14 protein-coding genes and 1 tRNA gene are annotated in these 12,867 nt (G+C 63.9%); all 15 read left to right on the top strand.

The annotated features are described in order from the left end of the window. The 15 genes from mobA (at window position 1) to truB (ending at window position 12,794) form a co-directional block, all read left to right on the top strand. Entirely contained in the window at window positions 1-666 is a 666-nt protein-coding gene (mobA, locus tag LVE68_RS06090; RefSeq protein WP_233006137.1) for a molybdenum cofactor guanylyltransferase, read from the top strand. Then, window positions 644-1,186, top strand: coding sequence for a molybdenum cofactor biosynthesis protein B (gene moaB / locus LVE68_RS06085; RefSeq protein ID WP_233006136.1), 543 nt, complete (start codon window positions 644-646; stop codon window positions 1,184-1,186). Before mobA ends, moaB begins: the two co-directional genes overlap by 23 nt. A 4-nt stretch (window positions 1,187-1,190) precedes the next feature. After that, a complete protein-coding gene (moaC, locus tag LVE68_RS06080; RefSeq protein ID WP_233006135.1) occupies window positions 1,191-1,685 on the top strand; it encodes a cyclic pyranopterin monophosphate synthase MoaC in 495 nt (164 codons plus the stop codon). Between the two features lie 4 nt (window positions 1,686-1,689). After that, on the top strand, window positions 1,690-1,935 hold the full coding sequence (moaD, locus tag LVE68_RS06075; RefSeq protein WP_233006134.1) for a molybdopterin converting factor subunit 1: 246 nt from the start codon (window positions 1,690-1,692) through the stop codon (window positions 1,933-1,935). Window position 1,936: 1 nt separating this feature from the next. After that, window positions 1,937-2,404 (top strand): molybdopterin synthase catalytic subunit MoaE, encoded by a 468-nt coding sequence (gene moaE / locus LVE68_RS06070; protein WP_233006133.1) that lies wholly within the window; start codon window positions 1,937-1,939, stop codon window positions 2,402-2,404. Further along, window positions 2,395-3,153 carry a molybdate ABC transporter substrate-binding protein gene (gene modA / locus LVE68_RS06065; protein WP_233006132.1) on the top strand — a complete coding sequence of 253 codons (759 nt, stop codon included), beginning with the start codon at window positions 2,395-2,397 and terminating at the stop codon, window positions 3,151-3,153. Before moaE ends, modA begins: the two co-directional genes overlap by 10 nt. Next, window positions 3,150-3,860, top strand: a complete 711-nt coding sequence (modB, locus tag LVE68_RS06060) for a molybdate ABC transporter permease subunit (protein WP_233006131.1) — start codon at window positions 3,150-3,152, stop codon at window positions 3,858-3,860. The genes modA and modB overlap by 4 nt, the downstream gene beginning before the upstream one ends. Next, on the top strand, window positions 3,860-4,996 hold the full coding sequence (locus LVE68_RS06055) for an ATP-binding cassette domain-containing protein (RefSeq protein WP_233006130.1): 1,137 nt from the start codon (window positions 3,860-3,862) through the stop codon (window positions 4,994-4,996). The genes modB and LVE68_RS06055 overlap by 1 nt, the downstream gene beginning before the upstream one ends. 52 nt (window positions 4,997-5,048) lie before the next feature. Continuing rightward, window positions 5,049-5,813: a HesA/MoeB/ThiF family protein gene (locus tag LVE68_RS06050; RefSeq protein WP_233006129.1), complete on the top strand. Its 765-nt coding sequence runs from the start codon at window positions 5,049-5,051 to the stop codon at window positions 5,811-5,813. A 255-nt stretch (window positions 5,814-6,068) separates the two neighbouring features. After that, a tRNA-Met gene (locus LVE68_RS06045) sits at window positions 6,069-6,145 on the top strand. 262 nt (window positions 6,146-6,407) lie between these two features. Next, a complete protein-coding gene (gene rimP / locus LVE68_RS06040) occupies window positions 6,408-6,872 on the top strand; it encodes a ribosome maturation factor RimP (RefSeq protein ID WP_233006128.1) in 465 nt (154 codons plus the stop codon). Between the two features lie 57 nt (window positions 6,873-6,929). Then, a complete protein-coding gene (nusA, locus tag LVE68_RS06035; protein ID WP_233006127.1) occupies window positions 6,930-8,432 on the top strand; it encodes a transcription termination factor NusA in 1,503 nt (500 codons plus the stop codon). A gap of 120 nt (window positions 8,433-8,552) precedes the next feature. Next, the gene (infB, locus tag LVE68_RS06030) at window positions 8,553-11,339 is read left to right on the top strand and encodes a translation initiation factor IF-2 (protein ID WP_233006126.1); all 2,787 of its coding nucleotides are present in this window, start codon (window positions 8,553-8,555) and stop codon (window positions 11,337-11,339) included. Between the two features lie 76 nt (window positions 11,340-11,415). Further along, the gene (gene rbfA, locus LVE68_RS06025) at window positions 11,416-11,850 is read left to right on the top strand and encodes a 30S ribosome-binding factor RbfA (RefSeq protein ID WP_233006125.1); all 435 of its coding nucleotides are present in this window, start codon (window positions 11,416-11,418) and stop codon (window positions 11,848-11,850) included. 2 nt (window positions 11,851-11,852) lie between these two features. Then, entirely contained in the window at window positions 11,853-12,794 is a 942-nt protein-coding gene (gene truB / locus LVE68_RS06020; RefSeq protein WP_233006123.1) for a tRNA pseudouridine(55) synthase TruB, read from the top strand. The last annotated feature ends 73 nt before the right edge of the window (window positions 12,795-12,867 follow it).

Here is a 12,867-nt window from a genome sequence, read left to right as displayed (position 1 = left end):
ATGGCAACTACACAACAGAGCATCGGCGTGGTGCTGGCGGGCGGGCGCTCCAGCCGCATGGGGCGGGACAAGGCCCTGCTGCCCACTGCCGGTAACCGCACCTTCCTCGACCACGCCTGTGCGCTGCTGCGTGAGCTGCCCCTGGCCCAGGTGGTTGTCAGTGGTGCCCGGCCCGGCGGTGTCCCCGACCTGGTCCCCGGCCGGGGACCGCTGGGGGGACTGCACGCTGTTGCCAGTGCCACCAAAGCGCCAGCGGCGCTGGTGATCCCCGTCGACATGCCGCTGCTCCCGGCAGGAGCGCTAGCCCGTTTGCTGCATGCCGGCGTCGAGAGCGGCCGCGCCAGCTACTTCGGCGACTATTTCTTCCCGCTGTGGCTGCCGCTGGACACCGGGTGCCGGGCCTACCTGCAGCGCGCGGTGGAAGGGGACGCGCCCAATGCCGTGGGTGCGCTGCTGCGGCACCTGGGGGCTCTTTCCCTGCCGGGCGCGGGCGACTGGTGCCACAACGTCAATACGCCGGCGGACTACTACGCCCTGCCAGGTAGCGCACTGCCGGGCAGCGCCCGGTTCGTGCATCCAGTGGCTGAAGCCGGGTGCCCGAAAAGAAATTCCCGATACCAATTTTCCGAGAGAGTACTGAACAATGGCCGGACACGCTTCCACTGAATTCATCCCGCTCAATATCGCGGTGCTGACCGTTTCGGACACCCGCACCGAAGAGACCGATACCTCCGGCGGTTACCTGCGCGAGGTTCTGCAGGGGGCCGGTCACCAGCTGGCCGACCGGCGGATAATCCCGGATGACGTCTACCAGCTGCGCGCGGTGGTTTCCGCGTGGATCGCCGATCCGCAGGTGCAGGTGGTCCTGGTGACTGGCGGTACCGGCTTCACCGAGCGGGATTCCACGCCGGAGGCACTGCAGCCCCTGTTCGACAAAACGGTGGACGGTTTCGGCGAGCTGTTCCGGCATATCTCCCTGGGGGATATCGGCAGCTCGACGGTCCAGTCGCGGGCCCTGGCGGGGCTCGCCAACCGTACCCTGGTGTGCTGCATGCCGGGTTCCACCGGCGCCTGCCGCACCGCCTGGGAGGGCATACTGGAGCAGCAGCTGGACGCGCGTCACCGGCCGTGCAACTTCGTGCCGCACGTGGATTTCCAGCGCCAGAACTGTGCGACCCGGGGATAATGCCATGAGCCACCTGACCCACCTGAACGAGCGCGGCGAGGCCAGCATGGTCGATGTCACGGCCAAGGAGATCACCGACCGCAGTGCGCGGGCGCAAAGCAGCGTAACCATGAGTGCGGACGCATTTGCACTGTTGAGCGAGGGCGCCCACCGCAAGGGGGACGTGCTGGCGGTGGCGCGCATCGCCGGCATCCAGGCAGCCAAGCGCACCGCGGACCTGATTCCTCTGTGCCATCCGCTGGCGCTGACCAAGGTGGCCGTGGAGTTCGAGTTGTGCCCGGAGGATCATCGGGTAGACATCTCCGCATTTTGCCGACTGGCCGGACGTACGGGTGTCGAAATGGAAGCGCTGACCTCGGCCTCGGTGGCGGCGCTGACGATATACGACATGTGCAAGGCGGTGGATCCGGCGATGGTCATCGGGCCCACCCGGCTGGCAGAGAAAACCGGCGGCAAGCGGGGCCACTGGCAGCTCGCTGATGCAGGCATGCAGGAGTAACGACATGATCAAGGTTCTGTTCTTCGCGCGACTTCGGCAGCAGCTCGGTATGGGTGAACTGCGGCTCGAGGACTTTTCCGGCACTGTGCGCTCGCTGTGCGCAGTCCTCTGCGAGAAGTATCCCCAGTGGCGGGAACACCTGGATGACGATGCTATCCGGGTGGCGGTGAACCAGGAACTGGCAGACAGCGACGCAGCCGTCGCCGCCGGTGACGAGGTGGCCTTCTTTCCCCCGGTGACCGGAGGCTGATATGGACCGCATCGATGTACGCGAGGCCCCCCTCGATGTGGCCGCCGAATACGCGGCCGTGCAGCAGGCGAATACGGCCGATGGCGCCTGCGCGATGTTTGTCGGCTCGGTGCGGGATTTCAATGCCGGCAGTGCGGTCGGCGGCCTGGCCCTGGAGCATTACCCCGGCATGACGGAGAAAAGCCTGCGGGCTATCGTCGCAGATGCACGCGGGCGCTGGCCCCTGGGGCGGGTTAACCTGGTCCACCGGGTAGGTCCCATGCAGGTGAATGACGAAATCGTCTTTGTCGGGGTCACCAGCCCCCACCGCCAGGCGGCGTTCGCGGCTTGCCAGTACATCATGGACCGGCTCAAGACCGAGGCGCCGTTCTGGAAGCGCGAAACCGTTCGGCGGGCCTGCGGTGCTGAGGAAGAGCGCTGGGTCGAGGCCCGGGCCAGTGACCAGGCGGAGCTGGAAAAGTGGGGCTGATACGTGCGCTGGCCGTGCTGGGGGCGCTGCTCGCGCTCGCGCTCCCGGCCGGGGCCGACGACTGCCGGCTGAAGGTGGCGGTGGCCGCGAGTTTCCGTCCCGCCCTGGAAACGCTGTTGCCGGAATTCGAGGCCGCCACCCGCTGTCGTGTCGTGCTGACCAGCGGCAGTTCCGGGGCGCTTTACCAGCAGGCCCTGCACGGCGCGCCGTTTGACCTCTTCCTTTCCGCCGACCGGCAACGCCCCGGCTTGCTGGAGCGGCAGGGCAGGATTGTGCCGGGCAGCCGCCGCACCTATGCGCGGGGCCTGCTGGCGCTGTGGCTCCCGGATACCGGGGGGGGATCGGAGGCGCTGCTGCGGCGCTGGCGGGATACCCTGGTGCTGGCCGATCCCGAGGTGGCGCCCTTCGGGGTCGCTGCCAGGCAGGTGCTGCAGTCGCTGGGGCTGTGGGAGGCCGGTGGCGCGCGGCTGGCGCGGGCCCACAATGCCGGCCATGCTTTCATGCTGCTCGAATCCGGGCACGCCCGACTCGGCTTTGTCGCCGCGAGCCAGATGACCGCGGCCGGCCGTAATAATGTCTGGCTGATACCGCAGGATCTTTATGAGCCGATTGAACAGCAGCTGGTGGTGCTCAGGCACGCTCGTAGTCCCTCAATGGCAGAGGCCCTGGCAGACTTCCTGGCCAGTGATGACACCCGCCAGCGACTGGTGGCCCTGGGTTATGGCCCCGGGGCGGGGAAGGGCTTATGAATCTTGATATTGCCGACCTGGGCGCGCTGTGGCTGACCCTGCGCCTCGCTGCAGTAACCACAGCGCTGTTACTGGTTATTGGTGTACCGCTGGCGTGGAAACTGAGTCACTGGCAGAGTCGCTGGCGCCACGCGGTGGAGGTGATCATCACCCTGCCGCTGGTATTGCCGCCTACAGTACTGGGCTTCTACCTGCTGCTGGTGCTTTCGCCGAACTATGCGCCGGGAAGCTGGCTGGCGGAAGCGCTGGGACAGCCGCTGGTGTTCTCCTTCACCGGCCTGGTGATAGCGTCGGTGATCTACTCCCTGCCATTTATGGTGCAGCCGCTACTCGTGTCCTTCAGCCAGCACGGCGGGCGGCTGACCTCTGCCGCCGCGGCTCTCGGCATGCCGCCGCTGGCGGCATTGCTGCGGGTGCTGTTGCCGGCCAGCCGCCCGGCAATCATCAGCGCCTGCGCCCTGACCTTTGCCCATACCCTGGGGGAATTTGGCGTGGTGCTGATGATCGGCGGGGCCATTCCGGGTGAGACCCAGGTAGTATCGGTTGCACTCTACCAGCATGTGGAGGCGATGGAATACGGTGCGGCCCACCGCCTGGCGCTCCTGCTGGTAGTGGTCACCACGGCACTGTTGCTGCTCGCCCGCTGGCTGGGGCGCAGCGCGGTAGTGAAAGACCGGGACGTTCCTGTAATGGGGGCGCTGGGCTGATGGATCTGGCACTGTCATTCCTGCGTCCGGCGGCGCGTCATGGGTACGGCGAGAAAACCGGCACGCGGGGGCTGGCCGTCGAGGGGCTGGTTACCTCACTGAATACCACGACGCCCTGGCAGCTCGCCCTCCCGGCCAGGGGAACCTTCGGCTTCAGCGGTCCGTCCGGTAGCGGCAAGAGCACCCTGCTGGCCGCGCTTGCCGGACAGCGCGCCTGTTCGGGCCGGGTGAGCTTTGCCGGCATGTGCTGGCAGGAAGGCACCTGGGGACTTGCTGCCCACCAACGCGACCTGGTGCTTGGCTTCCAGGATGTACGCCTGTTTGCCGGGCAGACCGTTGCCGACAACCTGGCCCTGGCCCATCGCTACAGTCGCCGTCGACTGGCACACGAGGAGCGGGCGGGGTTGATCGAGGCATTCGGGATCGCACCGTTACTGGGGCAGCCGGTTGAGCAGCTCTCTGGCGGTGAGGCCCAGCGGGTGGCACTTTTACGCCAGCTATTCAGTAATGCTGCAGTGCAGCTCTACGACGAGCCCCTGTCCGCGGTGGATCGGTCACAGGTACTCCGTGGCCTGATCCCGGCGCTGAGAGCTTTCTGGGCCAGAAACCCGGCACTGGTGATCTGGACCAGTCACGATTTCAATGAAATCCAGCTGCTTGCCAGCCACTGCCTGTGGATGGAGGAGGCCGCACTGCGTGGACCCGTCGCCGTCCGGGAGTTGATCGGGTTCCAGGCGTCCGGCGAAAGCGCGGAACACTCCTGCTGTAGTCGCCTGGAGGCGCGGGTCGAGTCCTGCGAGGCGGGCCTGCTGACCCTGTCCCTCGGCGATGTCCTGCTCTATGCGGACAATGTAGTGGGGTGCCACCGGCCCGGGGATATCGTCCCTTTCCTGCTCGGTTCCGGAGATATCAGCCTGAGCCTCGAGCGCCCCGGCCTTTCCAGTATCCTGAATTGCCTCCCGGCCGAGTTGCTGGCCATGGTGCCGGTTGCGGACGGGCGCGTGCGCCTGGAACTCGGAGCCTGCGGCCAGGCATTCTGCGCTGATATCTCGCGCCTGTCGCGGGAGCGCCTGCAACTGGAGGTGGGCAGGCGCTACTTTGCGCAGTTCAAGGCCGGCAGCCTGACCGGCCTCTGATAACAGCATCGCCGCCGAGTCTTCAGGCGGTGATTTTATCGATTGGTGAAACATGCTCAGTCATAAAGAACGTATCCGCTACAGCCGCCAGATAATGCTGCCGCAGATGGGGGAGGCTGCGCAGGAAAAGCTGGCCGGGGCCAGGGTCATGGTTGTGGGCATGGGCGGGCTCGGTTGTCCCGCGGCGCTGTACCTGGCCACCGCGGGCGTCGGCGAGCTGCACCTGGTGGATGGCGACGAGGTGGAGCTGTCCAACCTGCAGCGCCAGGTACTCTACAAAGCCAACCACCTGTACAAGCCGAAAGTGCTGGTTGCCGCGCAGCAGCTGCAGGCCGCCAACCCGGCAATCCGGATCCACCCACACTCGGTGATGGCGGACGAGGGGTGGCTCACAGGTCACCTGCCTGCCTTCGACCTGGTGCTGGACTGCACTGATAACATGGAAATCCGCCACAGTATCAACCGTGCCTGTCGGGCGCTGGGGGTACCGGCCATCATGGCCTCGGTGCAGGGATTCTCGGGCCAACTGGTGAGTTTTGATTTTCGCCGGGAGGGTTCACCATGTTATGCGTGCCTCTTTCCAGAGGCGGAACGCGCGCCGCTGGCCAATTGCGAGACCAGTGGCGTGATTGGGCCGGCACTGGGGGTGGTTGGCAGCGCCCAGGCGCTGGAGGCCATCAAGTTGCTGGTAGGCCTGCCCCTCGGCAGCCTGGATTCCCTGCAGGTGTTTGAGGCTGAATACCTCGAATGGCGCAGCCTGGGCCTTGGCGCGCGACGCTGCAGTACGTGTGAGGCGCGCGCGACCGCAGGCGCATGACGTGCCCACCCGCTGCGCCCGGGGGCAGCGATGGGGCACCAATGGGGCCTGTGGAAGTGGTGAAACCCCGGCCGGATTTGCTTCTATCGATTTGGTTCTATAATAGGAATCGGGATGCGCCGGGGAAGGTGAAATTAAATGCCATGGACGGGTTGACGCCGCGGCCCCGTCCCCATAGAATGCGCAGCCTCTTGAGCGGTTAGGCAACTGGCCGCAGGGGAGCGGAGAGCACCAGGCTTCGCTTCTCGGAGTTGATGCGGGGTGGAGCAGCCTGGTAGCTCGTCGGGCTCATAACCCGAAGGTCGTAGGTTCAAATCCTGCCCCCGCTACCAAATTTGAAACGTTGGGTCGCAATCCGGCGTTTCGCGTTTGAAGCCCCGGTCAGGGGCTTTTTCGTATCTGCGAGATACGGTTTCCGAATGGGCCGGAAGTAGGCGCCGCGGTTTGTCATTCGGACCGTGGGGCGGGCTTCCCAGCCCATTTTTTGTTTGTGGGGTACGTCGGTGTGCTCCAGCTTTATGGCGGCCTGGCCGGCCACCCGATACCGCACAGGTAACCGGGACCGGCGGCTAGCCGAAGAGTGTGGTGAATAGAATGGCGACCAAGCGCGAACAGCTGGAAGAACTCCTGGGTCCGGTAGTGGCCTCGCTGGGCTGCGAACTCTGGGGTATCGAGTACCAGACCCATGGCCGCAACGCATTGTTGCGCATTTATATCGATTCCGAAGACGGGATCGCGGTGGAGGACTGTGAAAAGGTCAGCCGCCAGGCCAGTGCGGTGCTGGATGTGGAGGATCCCATCAGCGGCAAGTACACCCTCGAGGTTTCTTCGCCGGGAATGGATCGACCGCTTTACCGCCTGGACCAGTATGAACGTTTCGTTGGCCACCAGATTGAAGTGCGTCTGCGTATGCCGCTGGAAGGCCAGCGCAAGTGGCGCGGCCTGCTCGCCGGTGTCGAGGGCGAGGAAGTGGTGTTGCGTATCGACGGCGAGAACGAATACCTGCTGCCGATCGACAGTATCGAGCGGGCCAACATCGTTCCCCAGTTTACCAAGTAACTTTTCAGTCATTTTCTAGTAGGCGCCTGCGCACAGGCGATTTAGAGGCACAGCTGCATGAACAAAGAGATCTTGCTGGTAGCCGAGGCGGTTTCCAACGAAAAGGGCGTCGACCGGGATATTATTTTCCAGGCGATTGAAGTGGCCCTGGCAACTGCCACCAAAAAACGCTACGACGAAGACTCCACCATTGAGGTGGCCATCGATCGCAGGACCGGCGACTATGAGACTTTCCGCAGCTGGGAAGTCGTGGATGACGATACCCTGGCTGAGCTGGGAACCCAGTTCACCCTGGAAGAAGCACATGAGAAAGACCCGGAACTGAAGGCCGGGGATGTCTACCGCGAACAGGTAGAGAACGTCGAGTTTGGCCGTATTGCCGCGCAGACTGCCAAGCAGGTAATCGTGCAGAAAGTGCGGGAAGCCGAGCGCGCCAAGGTTGTGGAAGAGTACCGCGATCGCGTTGGTGACCTGGTGAGCGGCACCGTGAAGAAGGTGACCCGGGACTTTATCGCCGTGGACCTGGGCAACAATGCGGAGGCCCGCCTGCCGCGTGACCAGCTGGTGGGTCGTGAGATCTTCCGCCTGGGCGACCGGGTGCGCGCAATCCTGTTGGAGATCCAGCCGGAAGCTCGCGGGCCGCAGCTGATGCTGAGCCGCTCCTGCCCGGAGATGCTGATCGAGCTGTTCCGCATCGAAGTGCCGGAAATCGCCGAGGAGGTAATCGAAATCAAGGGCGCTGCCCGCGACCCTGGCCTGCGCGCCAAAATCGCGGTCAACACCAATGACGGTCGCATCGACCCGGTGGGCGCTTGTGTGGGTATGCGCGGTGCGCGCGTACAGGCGGTTTCCAACGAGCTCTCTGGAGAGCGCGTGGATATCGTCCTGTGGGACGACAACCCGGCCCAGTTTGTTATCAATGCCATGGCCCCTGCCGAGATCGAGTCCATCGTGGTGGATGAGGACGCCGGCTCCATGGACGTGGCGGTGGCCGAGGAAAACCTCGCCATGGCGATTGGCCGCAGCGGCCAGAACGTGCGGCTGGCCTCCGAGCTGACCGAGTGGCAGATCAACGTGATGAGCGTTGAGGAGTGGCAGGCGAAGCAGGAAGCCGAGTCCGGCAGTATCATGGAAACCTTCATGGAGCGCCTGGATATCGACGAAGACGTTGCCGGTGTACTGGTGGAAGAAGGTTTCACCACCCTCGAGGAAGTCGCCTATGTACCCATTGAGGAGATGCTGGGTATCGAGGGCTTCGACGAGGAAATCGCCGAGGAACTGCGCGCCCGAGCCAAGGATGCGCTGCTGACCCAGGCGCTGGCCTCCGAAGAGCAGCTGGATGCGGCCGAGCCGCAGGAAGACCTGCTCAACATGGATGGCATGGACCGCCAGCTGGCTTACCAGATGGCGAGCAACGGCATCGCCAGCATGGAAGACCTGGCCGAACAGGCTGTGGATGACCTGCTGGATTTTGAGGGTGTCGACCAGGAGCGCGCTGCCGCCCTGATCATGAAGGCTCGTGAGCCCTGGTTTGCCGACGACAGCGGCGAGCAGGCGTAACGAAGCCCGACGGTAGTAGAATAGCCGGGTCCGCTTGGCGGGCCCTATGGAATGCTGTCATGTAACAATTGCGGGTAATCCAGATAAAACCCCTCCGACAAGCGAATTTTAGGAGAGAGAATGGCCGAAGTAACAGTTAGCGAACTCGCCAAATCGGTTGGTGCCACCGAGGAACGTCTGCTGAAGCAGATGAAGGATGCGGGTTTGCCCCAGACCTCTGCCGATGCTGTAGTGTCGGATGAGGAAAAACAGGTCCTGCTCAACTTCCTGAAAAGCAGTCACGGGGAGCAGAAGACTTCTGCGCCACGCAAAATCACCCTCAAGCGCAAGACCACCACCACGCTCAAAACCGGCTCTGGCACCGGCCGCAAGACCGTGAATGTGGAAGTGCGCAAGAAGCGTACCTACGTGAAGCGCCCCGAGGCCGAGCAGGCCGCGGAAGCTGAGCGCGAGGAGCAGCGGGCAGAGCTGGAGAAAGCACTGGCGGAACAGGCCGAGCAGGAACGCGTGCGCGCCGAGCAGGCCGAGGCGGAAGCCGAGAAGGCCCGTGTTGAAGCCGAGGCGGCGGCTGCAGCTGCAGCGGCCGAGCAGGAGGCAGCCGAGGCCGCTGCGCCGGAGCAAGAGGCAGAAGCACCGGCTGCCGAGGCCGAGCCCGAGCAGGCAGCGGAGCCCGCCGAGGAAAAGCCCCAGCCAGCAGAGGAAGCCAAGCCCGCGCCGGCACGCTCGACTTACGTTGACGACATCGAGGCGATGCGTATCGCCGCGATGGAGCGTCGCAAGGAGCAGACCGCGCGGGAAGCCCAGGAGCTGGAAGAGAAGAAGGCCCGCCTCGAGGAGGAGCGCCAGCGCGCCGAGCAGGAAAAGCAGGAGCGCGAGCGCAAGGCCAAGACCGAAACGGTCAAGCCGTCCCTGCGTCGCAAGCTGGAGGCGACCCCCACCGTCACCGAGAAAGAGGAAGACGAGCCGCGCAAGCGCCGCGGTCGTCGCGGTGCCAAGGGTGGCCCGAAGAAGTCCAGCAAGACCGCGCTCTACGAGCAGGCACTGGAAGCGTTTGAGGATTCGGAAAGCGAGAAGCGCAGCACGCGCTCCCTGTCCCGCCCGACGCTCAAGATCAAGAACACACATGGGTTCAAGAAGCCCACGGGAAAACAGGTGTACGAAGTACAGTTAGGTGAAACCATCACCGTCGGCGAACTGGCCAAGCAGTTGAACATGAAGGCCGGCGAACTCATCAAGCGCCTGATGAAAATGGGCGAGATGGTCACCATCAACCAGAGCCTGGATCGCGAGACCGCCACCCTGATCGTCGAGGACCTCGGCCACAAGGTGGTACTGCGTTCCGAGAACGAGCTCGAGGAAAGCCTGGTGGCTGAAGTCGAGAAGGCCGAGGGTGAACAGGTCTCCCGCGCCCCTGTCGTCACCGTGATGGGCCACGTGGACCACGGCAAGACCTCGCTGCTGGACTACATCCGCAAGACCAAGGTGGCCTCCGGTGAAGCCGGTGGTATCACCCAGCATATCGGTGCCTACCGGGTGCAGACCAGCCAGGGCGAAGTCGCCTTCCTCGACACCCCTGGCCACGCCGCATTTACCGCCATGCGCGCCCGCGGTGCCCAGGCTACTGACGTTGTAATCCTGGTGGTGGCAGCGGATGACGGTGTCATGCCGCAGACCGAGGAGGCCATCCAGCACGCCAAGGCGGCCGGTGTGCCGCTGGTTGTCGCCATCAACAAGTGCGACAAGGAAGGTGCGGACCCGGATCGCGTCAAGAACGAGCTGGCAGCGAAAGAGGTTATCCCCGAGGACTGGGGCGGCGACACGCAGTTTATCGAAGTATCCGCCCATACCGGCCAGGGCATCGACGACCTGCTGGAAGCAGTATCCCTTCAGGCAGAAATGCTGGAACTGAAAGCCGAAGTGGGCGTGCCCGCACGCGGTGTTGTCATCGAATCGCGCCTGGAAAAGGGCCGCGGTGTGGTTGCTACCCTGCTGGTACAGAGCGGCGAGCTCAAGCGCGGCGATATTGTTCTCGCCGGCCAGAGTTATGGCCGTGTGCGTGCCATGACCAACGAGCTGGGCAAGAGCGTAACCGAGGCTGGTCCGTCCACTCCGGTGGAACTGCTGGGTCTCGACACCACGCCCAATGCCGGTGACGAGTTCATGGTGGTTACCGACGAGCGCAAGGCCCGTGAAGTGGCCGAGCAGCGTTCCGAGAAGGAGCGTCGTGAGCGTATGCAGCGCCAGCAGGCGGCCAAGCTGGAAAACATGTTTGCCGATATGGAAGCCGGTGAAAGGAAGGTCCTGCCGGTAGTCATCAAGGCCGACGTGCGCGGCTCGCTGGAAGCTATCCTGTCGGCGCTGGCGGACATCGGTAACGAGGAAGTCTCGGTTAACGTAGTGTCCAGTGGCGTGGGTGGTATCGCAGAAAACGACATCAACCTGGCCCTGACCTCCGGTGCAATCGTCATCGGCTTTAACACCCGTGCCGATGTTGCGGCCCGCAAGCTGGCCGAGGCCGAGAGCGTGGAAATCCGCTACTACAGCGTGATCTACAATCTGCTGGACGAGGTCAAGCAGGCCCTGTCGGGTATGCTGGAGCCGGAAGTGCGCGAGGAAATCGTGGGTATCGCCGAGGTGCGCGATGTCTTCCGGTCGCCCAAGTTCGGCGCCATCGCCGGCTGTATGGTCACCGAGGGTACCGTATACCGCAACAAGCCGATCCGCGTCCTGCGTGACAACGTGGTGATTTACCAGGGCGAGCTGGAGTCCCTGCGCCGCTTCAAGGACGACGTCCAGGAAGTGCGCAACGGGATGGAGTGCGGTATTGGCGTGAAAGACTACAATGACGTCAAGTCCGGGGACCAGATCGAGGTCTTCGACATCGTCAAGGTCGCCCGCGAACTGTAACCGGGACCACTCCATAGCGCCATCCCGGCCCGCTGCCGGGATGGCGTGTTATGCCAGCCACTCTTACAGGTAACCAATGGCAAGAGAATTTTACCGCGCCGACCGAGTCGCTGACGCCATGCGCCGTGAGCTGGCGCAGTTGATCCAGCGTGAAGTGCGCGACCCACGCCTGGGCATGGTCAATGTCAATGACGTTGAGGTCAGCCGGGACCTGGCATCCGCAAAGGTCTATGTCACCTTTGTCGGTGAGGATGACCGCAGCAAGATCAATACCTCGATGCAGGTCCTGAACAAGGCTGCCGGATTCCTGCGCAGCCAGCTGGCGCGTGCCATCCAGATGCGCACTATCCCCCGCCTGCAGTTCCGCTATGACGAAACGTCGGTTCGCGGCCAGGAACTGTCCGCACTGATCGAAAAGGCGGTAAAGTCCGATCGCAGTCATCATCCGGACGATGCCGGTAACGACGACAGCGGTGACCGGGGTGACAACAAGGGCGACGACAAAGAGTAACCATGGGCCGCAGACCAAAATGGGGCCGTGCGGTTAGCGGCGTCCTGCTGCTGAACAAGCCTGCCGGAATCACCGCCAACGACGCCCTCCAGAAAGCCAAGCGACTGTTTTTCGCCAACCGTGCCGGGCATACCGGTGCGCTGGACCCGCTCGCCACCGGCGTGCTGCCGGTGTGTTTTGGCGAAGCCACCAAGTTCTCCCAGTACCTGCTGGATGCCGACAAGCGCTATCGGAGCACCTTCGTGTTCGGGATGCGAACGGCCAGCGGAGATGCGGATGGTGATGTGATTGCCACCGCGGACGCCTCCGGCCTGCAAGAGGCGGATGTGCGGGAGGCGATGGCCCAGTTCCGTGGCCGTATCCAGCAAGTGCCGTCCATGTACTCCGCCCTCAAGCACAAGGGCCAGCCACTCTACAAGCTGGCCCGCCAGGGCCTGGAGGTGGAGCGCGAGGCGCGCGAGGTCGAGATTTTCGAGTACGAGCTGCTGGCCTTTACTCCCGGCCCCCAGCCCCGCGCCGAAGTGGAGATCCATTGTTCCAAGGGCACTTACGTGCGCAGCCTGGCGGAGGACCTGGGCGAGGCCCTGGGTGTGGGGGCATACGTGGAGAAGCTGCACCGCAGCGCCGCGGGCCCCTTCGATGAGGCCGATGCCCTGACCCTGGATGAGCTGACCGAAGAGCGGGGTGAGGGTCGCGCCGAAGAGCTGGACCACCACCTGTTACCGGTGGATGCACCCGCCTCGGGACTGCCGAAACTGACCCTGCCGGAAAGCACCGGCTACTATGTGCGCCAGGGACAACCCGTCATGGACCTGCAGGTCTACCGTATCGGCCAAGAAGGTGATATGGTGCGCCTCTTCCTGGAAACTGGCGAATTTCTGGGCGTTGGAGAGATTACCGACGACGGGTGCGTGGCACCGCGTCGACTGGTAAGTGGCAATTAGCCACAAAACCGACTAGCTGGTCTGTAAATATGCACGGGCCAGCCGGATCATCAAAGCATATTACGACGAGGTA

This window comes from Microbulbifer sp. YPW16, assembly GCF_021290385.1.
Taxonomy (GTDB): Bacteria; Pseudomonadota; Gammaproteobacteria; order Pseudomonadales; family Cellvibrionaceae; genus Microbulbifer; species Microbulbifer zhoushanensis.
The sequence above is the reverse complement of the archived record's forward strand: the minus strand, read 5'-3'. Positions and strand labels throughout refer to the sequence as shown.